The 16344-nt window shown below is 39.1% G+C and carries 14 protein-coding genes; 11 read left to right on the plus strand and 3 right to left on the minus strand.

Annotated elements, in window-relative coordinates:
• Positions 1-14: 14 nt before the first annotated feature.
• From ACTJJF_RS17810 to scpA, 6 genes are all read left to right on the plus strand, one after another.
• A complete protein-coding gene (locus tag ACTJJF_RS17810) occupies positions 15-2483 on the plus strand; it encodes a TonB-dependent receptor plug domain-containing protein (protein WP_440700518.1) in 2469 nt (822 codons plus the stop codon).
• 7 nt (positions 2484-2490) lie between these two features.
• On the plus strand, positions 2491-3798 hold the full coding sequence (locus ACTJJF_RS17815; RefSeq protein WP_440700519.1) for an APC family permease: 1308 nt from the start codon (positions 2491-2493) through the stop codon (positions 3796-3798).
• Between the two features lie 113 nt (positions 3799-3911).
• Positions 3912-4997 (plus strand): peptide chain release factor 1, encoded by a 1086-nt coding sequence (prfA, locus tag ACTJJF_RS17820; protein ID WP_065400860.1) that lies wholly within the window; start codon positions 3912-3914, stop codon positions 4995-4997.
• Positions 4998-5074: 77 nt separating this feature from the next.
• Entirely contained in the window at positions 5075-5752 is a 678-nt protein-coding gene (locus ACTJJF_RS17825; protein ID WP_440700520.1) for a hypothetical protein, read from the plus strand.
• 91 nt (positions 5753-5843) lie between these two features.
• Positions 5844-7946 (plus strand): prolyl oligopeptidase family serine peptidase, encoded by a 2103-nt coding sequence (locus ACTJJF_RS17830; RefSeq protein ID WP_409514637.1) that lies wholly within the window; start codon positions 5844-5846, stop codon positions 7944-7946.
• Between the two features lie 139 nt (positions 7947-8085).
• Positions 8086-10209, plus strand: a complete 2124-nt coding sequence (gene scpA / locus ACTJJF_RS17835; RefSeq protein WP_440700521.1) for a methylmalonyl-CoA mutase — start codon at positions 8086-8088, stop codon at positions 10207-10209.
• Positions 10210-10285: 76 nt separating this feature from the next.
• On the opposite strand, the gene ACTJJF_RS17840 is transcribed toward scpA, so the two are convergent.
• Positions 10286-11131, minus strand: coding sequence for a hypothetical protein (locus tag ACTJJF_RS17840; RefSeq protein WP_440700522.1), 846 nt, complete (start codon positions 11129-11131; stop codon positions 10286-10288).
• A 435-nt stretch (positions 11132-11566) separates the two neighbouring features.
• On the opposite strand from ACTJJF_RS17840, the gene ACTJJF_RS17845 reads away from it, so the two are divergent.
• The 5 genes from ACTJJF_RS17845 to ACTJJF_RS17865 all read left to right on the plus strand — a co-directional run bounded on the left by ACTJJF_RS17845 (position 11567) and on the right by ACTJJF_RS17865 (position 15645).
• A complete protein-coding gene (locus ACTJJF_RS17845) occupies positions 11567-12319 on the plus strand; it encodes a hypothetical protein (RefSeq protein WP_440700523.1) in 753 nt (250 codons plus the stop codon).
• Between the two features lie 15 nt (positions 12320-12334).
• The gene (locus tag ACTJJF_RS17850; protein WP_440700524.1) at positions 12335-13726 is read left to right on the plus strand and encodes an RtcB family protein; all 1392 of its coding nucleotides are present in this window, start codon (positions 12335-12337) and stop codon (positions 13724-13726) included.
• A 165-nt stretch (positions 13727-13891) separates the two neighbouring features.
• Positions 13892-14437, plus strand: a complete 546-nt coding sequence (locus tag ACTJJF_RS17855) for a nucleotidyltransferase domain-containing protein (RefSeq protein ID WP_440700525.1) — start codon at positions 13892-13894, stop codon at positions 14435-14437.
• Position 14438: 1 nt separating this feature from the next.
• Entirely contained in the window at positions 14439-15137 is a 699-nt protein-coding gene (prfH, locus tag ACTJJF_RS17860) for a peptide chain release factor H (protein ID WP_312299006.1), read from the plus strand.
• Positions 15124-15645 carry a hypothetical protein gene (locus ACTJJF_RS17865; RefSeq protein WP_440700526.1) on the plus strand — a complete coding sequence of 174 codons (522 nt, stop codon included), beginning with the start codon at positions 15124-15126 and terminating at the stop codon, positions 15643-15645. Before prfH ends, ACTJJF_RS17865 begins: the two co-directional genes overlap by 14 nt.
• A gap of 90 nt (positions 15646-15735) precedes the next feature.
• Here the strand turns inward: ACTJJF_RS17865 and ACTJJF_RS17870 are convergent, their stop codons facing one another.
• Positions 15736-16023 (minus strand): c-type cytochrome, encoded by a 288-nt coding sequence (locus ACTJJF_RS17870; protein ID WP_440700527.1) that lies wholly within the window; start codon positions 16021-16023, stop codon positions 15736-15738.
• A 24-nt stretch (positions 16024-16047) separates the two neighbouring features.
• Entirely contained in the window at positions 16048-16341 is a 294-nt protein-coding gene (locus ACTJJF_RS17875) for a cytochrome C (RefSeq protein ID WP_440700528.1), read from the minus strand.
• Positions 16342-16344 lie beyond the last annotated feature (3 nt).

A 16344-nucleotide genomic window follows, 5' to 3' on the forward strand; every position in this document is an offset into this window, starting at 1 on the left:
AAGAATATTATTTAATGGCAAGAACAAAGATGAAAAAATTAAGTACAGTTGTAGTATTGCTGGGGACAATTTTAGTGGCTGCTCAGGAGCAGGAGGAAAAAGGAAAACAAATCGAAGACATTATCATTGTTGGAAACCGCAGCGTTAAAAGAACAAAGCTGGAGACACCGGTTCCTGTAGACGTTATCAACATCAGCAAAGTGCAAAGGTCGTCTCCGCAAATGACGGCTCAGGATCTTTTAAACTATGTCATCCCCTCGTTTAATTCTGTAAGACAGTCTGCTTCTGACGGAACAGAGCATATTGATCCCGTAACTTTAAGGGGAATGGGGCCGGATCAGGTTTTGGTATTGCTGAATGGAAAAAGAAGACATACAACATCTTTGGTAAACTATCAGAATACGGTAGGAAACGGATCTGTAGGAACGGATTTAAGTACCATCCCTGTCATCGCTATTGAAAAAATTGAAGTGCTAAGAGACGGTGCTGCCGCACAATATGGTTCTGATGCTATTGCAGGGGTTATCAATATTATCCTGAAAAAGAATGCAGGGGCTTCCGCAAGCTTAACCTACGGATTAAGTGGAAGAAATGATGGCGATACTTATCAGGCAGGCGTGAATTATGGAACTTCTTTGGGGAAAAATGACGGTTTTATCAATCTTTCATTGCAATTAAGCCATAGAGAAAAAACAACAAGAACCCAGAACCATGATCTTGATATTTTCGGAAATAATTTCGCTTATGAATTTGCAGGTGATGCTGAGGCTGTAAAAGCTGCCAGAGCTGCAGATGATGCAAAAATTAAAGAAAGGGGACTCACAAGAGACGACTTTAATTTCCAGATCGGAGACGCCCAGATCAGACAGGGGCAGTTGTTTTTCAATTCAGAATATCCTTTAAACGAACATTTTAAATTCTATTCCTTTGGAGGATTCAGTATTAAAGAAGGAAAAGGATATGGTTTCAGAAGGCTTCCGAGTGAAGGCTTTAATATTGTAAAAGAAATTTATCCCAATGGTTTCCAGGCAGTCTTAAATTCTCAGATCTATGATATTTCCTATGCTGCAGGCGCAAAATATAATGTAAATGATTGGTTGATTGACCTGAGCAATACTTTTGGCAGTAACACCTTTAATTATAATGTAAACAATACCAATAATGCATCTTTAGGTATCAAATCGCCAACCCGTTTTTATGCAGGAGCCCACAGTTTTCTGCAAAATACTGTTAACCTTGATGTTTCAAAAAACATAAAAAACGTCAATATCGCATTCGGTGGAGAATTCAGGTTTGAGCAATACCAGATCAAAGCAGGAGATGAAGCTTCCTATACACAATATGATGAAAATGGAAATATTGCAACAAAAGATTCTAAAGTAATTGGAGCAGGAGGTTCACAATCTTTTATAGGCTTCTCACCGGACAATGCTTTGAAAAAAGACAGACACTCAACAGCAGTATATGCAGAGGTTTCCTATGATCTGGATAAAAAGCTGAATATTGATGCAGCGGCCAGATTTGAAAACTATTCAGATTTTGGGAATACTTTAAACGGAAAGCTGGCAGTAAGATACGAGTTTATAAAAAATTATGCAGTAAGAGCAGCGGTAGGAACAGGATTCAGGGCACCATCACTTCAGCAACAGTATTTCAATAACTCATATGCCGATATCTCTACTTCCGGTTCCGGAATTGTGAGGAAAGGAATTTTTAATAATGACAGCCAGGCAGCACAGGTTCTGGGATTTGATAAATTAAAGCAGGAAACATCCATTAATGGAAGTGCCGGATTTACCTTGCAGCCAGCTAAAGGCCTGTTTATTACGGTAGACGGCTATATCATTAAAGTGAAAGACAGAATTGTAATTACCAGCAATATCACAGACTCTAGGCTGGCTGATCCTCAAGTGGTAGGAGAAGGAAATTCAGTGGAAAGTGGAAGATTCTTTGCCAATGCAATTGATACCGAAACCAAAGGAGTGGATATAGTGGTTTCCTATGACTGGAAGCTGGCCGGTGGTAGTTTAAATATTAATCTTGCAGGAAATTACACCGAAACAAAAATTACAGATTTCCATTTTCCTGAAAACCTGGGAACTCCCCAAAATGAATTCTTTGGTCCGGATCAGATCAATATTATTGAAACCCTATCCCCAAAAACAAAAGCATCTTTGGGGCTTACGTACGGAGTAGGTAAATTCAGTTTTCTCGTGAGAAATACCTATTTTGGTAAAGTAATTAGAGACGGTTTTCCTTTCGGAGAAGTTCAGGAGTTTTCTCCAAAAGTGGTTACCGATATCAGTGTAGGGTATGATATTACAAAGAATATCAATTTTACGGTAGGGGCAAACAACATATTTGACGTTTTTCCGGATCTTCAGATCTATAAAAATTCGTATTATGGAGTGTTCAAATATGCGCCTGTTCAGATGGGTACATTGGGAAACTATTTCTTCGGAAGGCTTAATTTTAATTTTTAAAGAGTAAATGAGTACTTCTTCACATCAGATCGGCTGGAAAACAGCTGCAGCCATTGTAGTTTCCAATATGATAGGAACGGGGATTTTTACAACCCTGGGATTTCAGTTATCAGATATTACCAATACATACAGTATTTTCCTGTTATGGACAATCGGAGGAATCCTGGCACTGTTCGGAGCGTTTTGTTATGCTGAATTAGGTTCCCACTTTAAAGGAAACGGAGGAGACTTTATTTATCTTAAAGAAACGTATCATCCACTGTTCGGATATCTGATCAGCTGGATTTCTTTAATTATCGGATTTTCATCACCCGTTGCACTGGCAGCACTGGCCATGTCAAAATATCTTTCAGTATTTGATTACAGCTTTGGTAATGGTTTTGCCATTGCTGCCATTTTTGTGGTTGCAGTCATGTTATCTTTCAGTGTAAAGGCTTCCGGAAGGTTTCATAATTTTTTTACTTTTATCAAAGTTGCATTTATTGTTATTCTTATCGTGCTGGGAGTTGGGCTTTCGGGATCTCCTCATACGGGAGACAGCCTTAATTTCAGTGACGGCTGGCAACATGAGATAATGCTTCCTGCTTTTGCCACCTCTCTGGTGTTTGTCACCTATTCTTATACCGGATGGAATTCTGCCTCCTATATTGCCGGGGAAATAAAAGATGTACAGAAAAATCTCCCCAAATCTCTGATTATCGGGACTGTTTTTGTTACGGTAAGCTATATTCTGATCAATTATATAATGCTGAAACACGCTCCGGTAAGCCAGCTGGCAGGAAAAGAAGACGTTATGGGAGAAGCAGCGGTCAATATGTTGGGATTGTCTTTTGGAAAGATCGTCAATGTTTTTATCGCCTTACAGCTGATTGCAACCATAAGCGGATATTTGTGGGTAGGATCACGGATGACTCAGGCTTTTGCAAAGGATAGCTATCTGTGGAAACCTCTTTCGAAAGGAAATGAAAAAGGAATTCCTGTAAGAGCTATTTTCGCTCATGCTGTCATTGCTGCCATTATTATTTTAACAGGAAGCTTTAAGGAGATATTCGTTTATACGGCTTTTATCCTTCAGCTGTTTGCCAGCCTGGCGATTTCTACCGTGTATTTTCTTAAAAAAGAAGACCGGAAGATATTCAGATCCAATGCCTTTTACATTTTTCCAACTGTCTTTTTGCTGTTCAGTGGATATATCCTCTATTTTACACTGGTTCATAATCCCCAAGAAAGTATGATCGGGCTGGGAATTGTAGCGGTGGGAATAGTTTTATATTTAATTGACAGAAGATGTATGAACCAGACTAAAGATGATTAAAAGCTTAAAAGTTGAATAACAGATCCGGTTTTACAGTTCTGCCTAGCGTTCAAAAATTTATACTTTAATTTTGAATTAATAATTCTTATCTTTGCACCCACAAAAATTCCATAATGTCTAAATCATTAATTCCAAAATTAGAAGCTATAAAACAAAGATATAATGAGGTGGCAGACCTTATTATACAGCCTGATGTCATTTCAGACCAAAAAAGATATTCTTCTTTGAACAAAGAATATAGTGATTTGGGAAAAATTGTAAGAGTTTACGATCAATATAAAGGAGCTTTGGATTCTATTGCAGAATCTGATGAAATCATAGCAGATGGTTCAGACAGAGATCTGGTAGATCTTGCTAAAGAAGAAAAGCTTGAAGCCCAATCCAGAATTCCTGGTCTGGAAGAAGAATTAAAAGTACTGTTGATTCCAAAAGACCCTGCTGATGACAAAAACGTTATCGTAGAATTACGTGCCGGTACCGGAGGTGATGAAGCTGCGATTTTCGTAGAAGATGTCTACAGAATGTACACCATGTACTTCAAGGCTAAAGGATGGAGACATGAAGTGACGGATTCCAATGAAGCCGCAAAAGGGTACAAAGAATTGATCATGAAGGTAGAAGGAGAAGGTGTTTACGGAATCATGAAGTTTGAGTCCGGAGTTCACCGTGTACAGCGTGTTCCTGAAACAGAATCTCAGGGAAGAGTTCATACTTCTGCCATTACTGTGGCTGTTTTGCCGGAAGCAGAAGAAGTGGATTTCGAATTGAATCCTGCAGACATTGAAATGCAGACTTCCCGTTCAGGAGGTGCCGGAGGTCAGAACGTAAACAAGGTTGAAACTAAAGTACAGCTGACGCACAAGCCTTCAGGACTTGTAGTCGTATGTCAGCAAGCCCGTTCTCAGCTGGCAAACCGTGAGTTGGCAATGGAAATGCTAAGAACCAAGCTTTACGATATCGAACTGCAAAAAGTACAGGGAGATATTGCTGCACAGCGTAAATCTATGGTTTCTACAGGTGACCGTTCTGCAAAAATTAAAACATACAACTACCCTCAGGGAAGAGTTACAGACCATAGAATCAATAAATCTATGTATAACCTGGACGCTTACATGAATGGAGATATTTCTGAAATGATTGATGCCGTAATCATGGCGGAAAATGCAGAGAAGATGAAAGGGGAAGAAGAGAATTATTAAGATTAAAACAAATAAAAGCAAAGCCTCTGACTTTTCAGGGGCTTTGTTTTTCCAAATAACAGAACAAAATAGACACTATGAAAAATTACAAAATTATTTTGCTGTTGCTGCTTACCATGATGGGACAGCACCTTATGGCTCAGACTGAAGTAAAGAAACCTAAAGAAGCTTTTGAATTGTTCTTCGGAACTTTCGTAAATAATGACGAGGCTGCTTTAAATAAGCTTAACGATTATTTAAGGCCTACCGTAGAGGGGCAGAATGCTTATCAGGTCAATTTCAAAGAAACTTCAGAAGAAATGAAGAATGGCAGTGTAGATAGTTTTCTGGCTGCGTTCCCTAAAGCTACGGCTGCCTCCTGTAAAAAAGAAGCAGAAGAATATTTTACAGCGATGCTAGCAAATTTTAAAACCGGAAAACTGACGGTTAAAGACGTAAAAGTTGTTCCTAATGAATATATGGAAGGAGAGAAAATTGCTGAAGTTACTTATTCCGTAAGTTTTAAAGTGCCGTCAAAACTTACTCCCGGCCCAACTGGTGATACAAAAAAAGTAAAAGCCGAGGAATTGAAAAAATATTTGATTCAGGCAGCTCAGGATTTTAAAAATGCTGACAAAACAGTCACAACAGATCAGACATTTAGTTTATATGAGCTGAAAGAAGGTGGTAAAATATACTATTGGAACGGAAGCCCGGATCAGATTGTGAGTAATCTGACTGATTTCTACTTTGAAAGTTTCGGATCCAACGAATAGTTGATGATCACAGATTAAGAGTTATAAGCCCCGGATTTTGGGGCTTTTTTTATTTCACATACTTTACGTATTTTTGAGAAAACCGTTCACTATGAATTTTAAACCTATGTTATTAACTGCTGGAGTTTTATTTTCAGCATCTTTTTATTCTCAAAAAATGAATTATCCTAAAGCTATAAAAGGAAATCAGACAGATACGTATTTCGGAAAAGCGGTGTCAGATCCGTACAGAGACCTTGAAAATGACTCCGATGCTACAAAAAAATGGGTAGATGAAGAAGTAGCCTACAGCCAGAATTACCTTTCAAAAATTCCATTCAGGGATAAAATTAAAAACCAGCTGAAAGATATCTGGAATTATGAAAAAATTTCAGCTCCTTTTGAAAGAGGTGACTATACCTATTATTCCAAAAATGACGGTTTACAGGCTCAGTCCGTTTTATACAGAACAAACAAGAAGACGAAAGCTACAGAAGTATTTTTAGATCCGAATAAGTTTTCAGAAAAAGGAACCACTTCACTTGCCACCTTATCATTTAACGAAAAAGGAAATCTTGCAGCTTATGCTATTTCTGAAGGGGGAAGTGACTGGAACAAAATCATTATCATTGACGCTGTTACCAAGAAACAGATTGATGAAACCATACTGGATGTGAAATTCAGTGGTATAGCATGGCAGAATGATGAAGGATTCTATTATTCAAGCTATGATAAACCGAAAGAAGGAACCGTACTTTCAGGAATGACCGATAAACATAAAGTGTATTTCCATAAACTTGGGACCAAACAATCTGAAGATAAACTGATCTTTGGTGGTGAGAAAACTCCGAGAAGATACTTAGGAGCAAGCGTTTCGGAAGACCAGAGATACCTGATCATTTCTGCTGCCAATGCAACCAATGGTAACGAATTGTACATAAAAGATCTTAAAAAAGGAGGAGACTTTGTACAGATTACAAAAGGATTTGACATCAATGCCTACATTGTGGATACTGAAGGGGATAACCTTTTTATTGCTACAGATAAAGATGCTCCTAATATGCGTCTGGTAAAAACTACCATTGCCAATCCCGCTCCTGAAACCTGGAAAGACGTAATTCCACAGACTGAAAATGTATTGGGAATTTCTTCCGGGGGAGGATATTTCTTTGCTACGTATATGATTGATGCTATTGACCAGGTAAAACAGTTTGATAAAACAGGAAAACTTATCAGGGAAATTACCCTTCCCGGAAAAGGTAATATTGCCGGTTTTGGAGGGAAGGAAAAAGAAAAAGATCTTTACTATTCTTTCAGTAACTATATCACTCCGGGAACTACCTATAAATTTAATGTAGATTCCGGTAAATCAGAAGTGTATCAGAAACCAAAAGTGAAATTCAATCCTGATGATTACGTTTCTGAGCAGGTATTCTATACTTCAAAGGATGGTACAAAGATTCCGATGATGATCAACTATAAAAAAGGAATCAAGCTTGATGGGAAAAACCCTACGATTCTGTATTCTTATGGCGGTTTCAATATCAGTTTACAGCCTTCTTTCTCCGTAGTGAATGCAATCTGGATGGAAAATGGCGGTATATATGCTGTTCCTAACATCCGTGGGGGAGGTGAGTATGGTAAAAAATGGCATGATGCAGGAACAAAGCAGCAGAAGAAAAATGTTTTTGATGATTTTATTGCCGCAGGAGAATATCTGCAGAGCAAAGGGTATACTTCTAAAGACTACATGGCACTTTCAGGAAGATCAAACGGAGGCCTGTTAGTAGGAGCAACCATGACGATACGTCCGGATCTGGCCAGAGTCGCATTCCCGGGAGTTGGAGTTCTGGATATGCTGAGGTATAATAAATTCACTGCCGGAGCAGGATGGGCCTATGATTACGGAACTGCAGAAGACAGTAAGGAGATGTTTGAGTATCTTAAATCATATTCTCCGGTACATAACGTAAAAGCAGGAACCTGCTACCCATCCACCATGATTATTACCAGTGATCATGATGACAGGGTAGTGCCTGCACACTCATTCAAGTTTGGGGCAGAACTTCAGGAAAAACAGGGCTGTAAAAATCCTGTTTTATTAAGAATTGAAAAAAATGCAGGGCATGGTGCCGGAAGAGCAACAGATCAGGTAATCAGTGAAAATGCAGATCTTATATCATTTGCTTTATATGAGATGGGAATAAAGAAATAGTATTTAAATAGTAATAAATTTAAAGAAACGGCCGATTTTATTGAAAATTGGCCGTTTTTTACTACATGGTTTTGAATGTTAACAGATGTTTCATGTTTCGCTCAAAAAAATTAACTTTACGGAGACAAAAATAATTGGAATGCGAAAGACTATTTCTGTGAAAAAGCCGGATTTTAAAGTGTTACCTCAGGAGAGGGAAATCTATAACTTTGAAAAAGACGGACTTGAACTTAAATCATCTTATGAAAAAAAAGATGTGAAAGATGAATCATTAACACAGACTTCTCCAGGAATTGAACCCTATCTGAGAGGACCGTATTCCACCATGTATGTACAAAAACCATGGACGATCCGCCAGTATGCCGGTTTCTCTACCGCAGAAGAATCCAATGCCTTTTACAGAAGAAACCTTGCAGCAGGACAGAAAGGACTTTCAGTTGCATTTGATCTTGCTACACACAGAGGATATGACTCAGATCACTCAAGAGTGGTAGGTGATGTAGGAAAAGCAGGGGTAGCCATCGATTCTGTGGAAGATATGAAAATCCTTTTCAATGAAATTCCATTAGATCAGATTTCAGTTTCCATGACGATGAATGGAGCTGTACTTCCGATTTTGTCTTTCTATATCGTAGCTGCTGAAGAACAGGGCGTAAAACAGGAACAGCTTTCAGGAACCATCCAGAATGATATTCTGAAAGAGTTCATGGTAAGAAACACCTATATTTATCCGCCTGCTCCTTCTATGAAGATCATTGCGGACATCTTCGAATATACCTCACAAAATATCCCGAAATTCAACTCTATTTCCATATCCGGATACCATATGCAGGAAGCAGGAGCTACTCCCGTACTGGAAATGGCTTATACCTTAGCTGATGGCCTTGAATATGTAAGAACAGGAATCAAAGCAGGAATGAATGTTGACGATTTCGCACCAAGACTATCCTTCTTCTGGGCGATCGGGATGAACCACTTCATGGAAATTGCAAAAATGCGTGCTGCAAGATATATCTGGGCTAACCTTTTAAAACAGTTTAACCCTCAGAACCCCAAATCCCTGGCCTTAAGAACCCATTCACAAACCTCGGGATGGTCTCTGACAGAACAGGAACCTTTCAATAATATCACAAGAACAGCCATTGAAGCGTTATCTTCCGCATTAGGAGGAACGCAGTCGTTGCATACCAATGCCCTGGATGAGGCTATTGCCCTTCCTACAGACTATTCGGCAAAGATTGCAAGAAATACACAGATCATCCTTCAGCAGGAAAGCGGCATATGTGATGTTGTAGATCCGATGGGCGGAAGCAACCTGGTAGAAAGCCTTACCCAACAGATGATTGAAGAAGCAATGCGATACATTGATGAGGTTGAGCAGGAAGGAGGAATGACCAAAGCCATTGAAGCCGGAATTCCAAAAATGAGAATTGAAGAGGCTGCTGCCAAAAAACAGGCAAAAATTGATAGTGGAGAAGAATTCATTATCGGAGTCAATTCATTCAGATCATCATTAAAACAGGATGCGATAGAGATTCTTGACATTGATAACACGGAAGTTCGCAGAAAACAGATTGAAAGACTGAACAATATAAAGGAAGAAAGAAATTCAGAAGCCGTTACACAGATACTCAATGATATCCGTGAAAGTGCAAAAACCGGAAAAGGAAACCTTCTGGCATTGTGCATCGAAGCAGCAAGAAGAAGAGTTACCCTTGGCGAAATGAGTGATGCCATGGAAGAAACCTTTGGAAGATACAAAGCCAACATTAAAACAATCTCTGGAGTATATGCCATGAATGCCGGAAAAAACGAATATTTTGAAAAAGCCCTTCATCTGACCCAAAAGTTTGAAGAAGAAGAAGGACGCCGCCCGAGAATAATGGTTGCAAAAATGGGACAGGATGGGCACGACAGAGGTGCCAAAGTGGTAGCAACAGCATTCGCAGATATGGGATTTGACGTCGATGTTGCCCCGTTGTTCCAGACTCCGGAAGAAGTGGCCAAACAAGCCATTGAAAACGATATTCATATTCTGGGTGTATCTTCACTGGCAGCAGGACACAAAACACTGGTGCCACAGGTTGTAGAAGAGCTGTCAAAACTGGGAGCAGACGATGTTACCATTGTGGTAGGTGGTGTAATTCCGCAACAGGATTATGAATTCCTGTACGCCAATGGAGCAGACTTTATTTTCGGTCCCGGAACCAACCTTCCAAAATGTGCCGTAGAAATCCTGGAAAAGCTACTGGCTAAAATCTGAACGTAAATCAAGAATAAAAATAAAGGCTGTTTCTCAATATAGGAAACAGCCTTATTTATTGCCAATCCTTTATATATTACTTTTTCAACGGCTTAATATTACCGTCATCCATGATCTGATAATACGTATTGGTGGTTTTTTGCGTATTTCCGTCAAGCTTTTGTTCCATTGTGACCATAATTTGTCCGGTTTTGCTGATCTCATAGCTGCTGAACTCCTCAATTTTATCATCTTTTCCGGGATCATACCAGAGACCTTCCACGTAAAGTTCCCCTATAATTTTGTTGTTAAGTACAGTAAGAAGAGAGTAGCGGTAATCGAAATCACCACAATCCATCGGAACAAGAATCAGGTCCATATTTTTATATCGGGTTAGAGGAAAATACCTGAACATTGGATTTCCGCAACTGTACTGCTCCGAACCTTCTACAAGAAAATCTGTTTCAAGCCACTTTACATCCACCTGGGGAAGACTTTCAACAGGTAAGCTGTATATTCCTTTTTTCAGGTAAGATTCTGTTTCCACAGGCTGATTCTGGCGTTTTCTCCATTCCTCGATAGTAAGGGTTTCTCCGGAAACCGGTTCTGCAATCTTCAACATATTACAATCTTTGCTTGAAGCATAAAAAATATGATAAGTTTCAAAACGATCAGGCCCATTATAGCCGGCAGAAATAGAATATTCCCAGCCATCTTTCACTTTTGTACTGTCCGTCAGAAAAGCAATCCCGCTTTTTCCTTTTGTCAGTGAATCCAGGAATTTTGCCTGAGCTTTCATTTCATCCAATTCAAGAATCTTTTTCATAAAATGAGACGAATTGCAGGTGTTGACAGTTGTTTTTACCTCTTCTTTTTTTACTGGTGCTTCCTTCTTACATGCTATCAATACCAAAGGAAGTAAACCTAATAAAAGTTTACGCATACATTCTTTTTCACAAAAATAAGATTTAAAAAGAATTGGAGATTAAAAAAATAATTTTATATTTGCACCTGAAAATCAAGTTTAACCAATTAAAAACAACGAAGCAATGTTCAGAACAAATCAGAATTCTACAGTTGGATTACCGCTTATGGTGGTAAGGCTTCGTGGTTTGGTACACTCATAGAATAACAGTACAATGAAATATCAGAACCCGAAGTCGTAGAGATTTCGGGTTTTTTATTGCGCAATATTTCAAAACTCAAATTTAGTTTCCCCGAAATCTTTTTCGTGTCATAAAAGGACAAAAGAGGCTGAGGTTTTATTACTCAGAATCGTTAACGTCCATTATCGTTTAATCTGTCAACTAAAATACTAGTTGAATAAACAAACAGATAGAAGACAGTTTCCGTTTTAGGATTCTGTACCTGATATCTTATGTCTTACATGGAAAATGATAACCTTCTGTCTTACCGGCTGAGAAGCTTGAGAAGCAGAAAAAGAACAATAAAAAAAGATGTAGAAAAACAGATCAGAAAAAAGCATGAACGTAGTAGGGAACTTTGGAAAATAAGAAGAGATCTTCCATTGATTCCATTAGAAAAGCCTTATCAAAAAGGATTCGTAAGATTTTTTGTCGTAAGGGATGACGTAAAACGGTCCAAAGATGGAGATTTTTTCGAAGAAATTTTAAGGAAAATCAATACTTATATGTATTCTGAAAACCGAAAATTTCTGAAAAAGAAAAGAAAGTTCGGAAGAAAAATATATGTACAAAGAGAGCAGAAGCTCAAGTATATTACTTCATTTTCCTGGAATGATCCGAAATTGGGACTTACCGACCGGGAAAGGCAGTACTTCGAAAAGAAAGATGAATATTGTCCTATCCGTAGGATATTTGGAACCTACTACAAATTTATCGAACCATGGAGATTTAGGCTGAGGGTAAAACCTAATATGATTACCCATTACAAACCCCTGGATCTGGAACTGGAAAAAGAATATGCACAGCTTGAATCCTATTTGGGACAGCACAAAGTGGTGGGAATTCTTCAGAAAACAATTCACGGGAAATCCAATCCATGGAAAGCGAAATACCAGTCTGATCAGAAAGGAAGTATAAAATACTTTCATTACACAATGTCTGCAACAGAGATTGCAGAAAACTTTCTGGACGATGAGTCCATATAATTTAAAACAAAAACAATGGGAAATTTAAAACTAAAAGGAAAAGATATATTAAAACTGGGCTATCCCAATAACCAAAGCGTAAACGTAGCACTGGAAGTCATGAAAAGAAATTTTGCAACCAAGAATATTCATCACGTAAAATCTCTTTTAAAGGAAATTCTGCTGAATCCGGAAGATTTTGAAAAAGATCTCACCTTCGGGCAAATTGCAGAAACCCTGCTTTCATCCAAAAAAACAGAAAAGAGAATGCTGAATTCACAGCGTGCTTCATTTCAGATTTTTGGAAGCAACATTTCAGAAGAAGCAAAAAACCAGCTGTACACCGCTTTGAAATTGCCAATTTCCACACAGGGAGCATTAATGCCTGATGCCCATAGCGGCTACGGACTTCCGATCGGAGGAGTGCTTGCCGTAGAGAATGCGGTAATTCCTTACGGCGTGGGAATGGATATCGGATGCAGAATGAGCCTCAGTATTTTGGATACACCGGTTTCATATCTTGACGGTGCAAGAGATAAATATGAAAAAGCGCTTGCAGAACATACAAAATTCGGGATGTATGAGACCCATAAATCTCATATTGATCACGAAATCTTCGAGAGGGATACCTTCGATCTGATTCCTGTCCTGAGAAGATTAAAAGAAAAAGCAATCAAACAGATGGGATCCTCCGGAGGCGGAAATCATTTTGTAGAATTCGGGGAAGTGGAAATCACCGAAGAAGATGAGCAGATTGGCTTACCGAAAGGAAAATACCTGGGAATACTGTCGCACAGCGGATCCAGAGGACTAGGAGCCGAAATTGCCCAGTATTATTCAAGAGTGGCTGCAGAGCAGTGTCCGCTGCCAAAAGAAGCACAGAGCTTTGCCTGGCTGGATCTGAGCACCCATCTTGGTTTAGAATACTGGACGGCCATGAATCTTGCCGGAGACTATGCCTCAGCATGTCATGATGATATCCACAGAAGACTTGTAAAAGCTGTTGGCGGAAGAGTAAAAGCCAGAATAGAGAACCATCACAACTTTGCGTGGAAGGAAATTCACAACGGTAAAGAAGTGATCGTTCACAGAAAAGGAGCCACTCCTGCCAATGAGAATGAACTGGGAATGATCCCAGGCTCTATGACGGCCAAGGGATTCATCGTCCGTGGAAAAGGAAATCCGGATGCTCTGAACTCTGCGTCACATGGTGCAGGAAGAGCCCATTCAAGAGGAGAATGCAGGAGCCTTTTTACACAGCATGACATCAAAAAAGAGCTTAAGCTGAAGAATGTCACCCTGATGGGCGGGAATGCAGAAGAAGCACCTATGGCCTACAAAGACATCAATGAAGTGATGAACGCACAAAGCGAGCTGGTAGATATCCTGGGAACATTTCAGCCGAGAATTGTAAGGATGGACAAATAGTCAATGGAGTATTCAGGAGCCTGATCCCGCTTTCCGCACTCGCTATTTTTCTTTTTGCAAAAGAAAAATGAGCTCAGACAATTGCTGCAATCGGGGCTAAGAGATAACCTTACAGGTTTTCATATGCCTGTGAGGTTTATTAAAAACAAATTAAAAAACAGAAAAATGGGAGCACCCCACAATAAAAAAAGATACGGAGAGGTCTGGCCGGAATTCAGAATCCGGTTCGGTCTCGAAATTTTAGAAAAATTAAAAGAAAAAGTCATTATATCAGGAGGATGGGCATGGCACTTTATGTCAGAGAAAGGACATACAGAATACAAACATGCCCATGATCATAAGGATATTGATGTTTTTGTCAGAAAGGAGAATGTGGCTGAGGTAGTAATGATTCTGCAGCAGGAAGGATTTCAGAAAGTCTGGACCCGCTATGATCATCTGCCAAGTAAGGAAAACTTCCGCAGATATGAAAAAACGGCAGAACTGGAAAATGATAAATTTCACAGGATTACCATAGACTTCTTCGAAAGGAATGACCTTGAAACCATTGAAGCGAATGGATTTACCGTAGTGAAACCTGAAGTTCTGCTTTCATTCTACAGAAACATTCATTCCAGTGATAAATGTTGGGCGGTAATGGCTGCCAAAAATTTATTGGAAAAGGGAATAGATCCGTCAGGACATCCCCTGTTAAGTAAAATGCCGGAATAACATGGAAAAATTAATACAGATCACTTCAGGAAGAGGTCCTCTTGAATGCCAGTGGGTAGTTGCCAAAGTACTGAAGACCTTTCTGGAAGAGGCAAAAGAAAATAAAATAGACTGTGAGATTATTCATCGTGAAAACGGAGATGAAAATCTTACCCTTAAATCTGTTACCCTGCTTTTAAAAGGAAAAGAGCTAACCGGATTTTTAAAGAACTGGATAGGAAGTGTCTGCTGGACAGGAAAAAGTACCTTCAGAAAGCTGCATAAAAGAAGCAACTGGTTTATTGGAATTTTTGAGATAGAAAATCTTGAAAAAACAGATTTTAATGAAAAAGATATAAAATTCCAGACCACCAGAAGCCAGGGAAGTGGCGGGCAAAACGTAAACAAAGTGAACACTGCCGTTCGTGCCACACACCTCCTGACAGGAGAGTCTGTATTCGTACAGGATTCCCGGTCACAGCTGGAGAATAAAAAACTTTCCGTCATCAGGCTGAAAGAAAAAGTGATGGCAGTATACATCCGGAAACTTGAAAATACAATGAAAGAAACCTGGAATCTTCATCTGCAGGTGCAGCGTGGAAATCCCGTCCGTACATTTTCCGGAACAGATTTTAAAAGAAATTATATAGACAAATCCTTCAAAAAACAGAGAAATGTCTTGAAAAATGAATTAAAAAACTACAAAAATGACCTTAACTAAAAGTAAATATTATTTTGAGGCTTTGGACAATTATCCATATAGCCTTCCGAATTGCCTGGAAGCACTCAATTATGCCTTGTCCTACGATCCGGAAGATGCAGACAGCCTTTGCCTGATGGGCAGAATATACAGTGAGATGCTTATAGATTATGAGAAAGCCAAACTCTACTTTGAAGAGGCTATACAATGCAATATCACCAACCTGAATACCCCGCAATATTATATCAGATGTCTGCTGGATAATGAAGATCTGGAAGAAGCAGAAAAGATGATTGAATATTCTCTGAAAATGAAAGGAATAGATAAATGCAGAATCCTTATTCAGAAATCTCTGCTTTTTGAGATCAGACTGGAGTATAAAAAAGCATTAGCCCCTTTAAAAGAAGCCAAAACCTTTGCCTATGATCAGGCTATGATTGATTTTCTGAAAAACAGAGAAAAATTTGTGAAAGCAAAAATGCCTGAAAAGCAAAAGAGAAAGGCAACTAAAAAGGCAAAAGCTAAATAAGTTTTATTAATAAAAAGCCACGAATGCGTTCAGAAAACCATAATTGCATTCGTGGCTAAAAGAATTGAGCGGTCTTTATACTGAAGACTGCTATTTTTTATTTACAGAGATCAGATAATCATAAACCATCTGATGCTGATCATCATTAAGTTTGGCTTTAGGCGCCATTCTGCTTAAGGTTTTGATCCATCCCTGGTCGTCATGTTTGGTAGGCTCCGGCAGTTTGTGACATTTTGCACAAGAGTTTTCAAAAATGGTTTTTCCCTGGGCCAGTTGCTCGGATGAGGTATACTTAGGCCCTGTTACTGCCACACTTTTTGGTCTGCAGGAAACCAGAAATGCCGATGCTGCGATACCGCTTAAGATTAATTTTTTCATACCTATATTTTTGTTTGTTGATGATTACTTCTTCACAGAAACAATATAATCGTAAACCCATTTGTGCTGGTTATCATTCAGTTTCGCTTTAGGTGCCATAGAATTCATGATGCCTACCCATTGTACCGGGTTGTGCGAGGTAGGGTCCGGTAGCTTATGGCATTTTCCGCATGAATTTTCAAAAATAGTTTTTCCCTGAGCAATCTCTTCAGCAGTAGACGTAGATGTTCCGGCTGTAGCAGAAGTTGTTGATGCTTTTGGTGTACAGGAAACTAATAGAATGGCAGTGAATGATGCTGCAGCGATGAGTTTTTTCATGTT

The organism is Chryseobacterium sp. 22458 (assembly GCF_052044975.1).
Classification (GTDB): domain Bacteria; phylum Bacteroidota; class Bacteroidia; order Flavobacteriales; family Weeksellaceae; genus Chryseobacterium.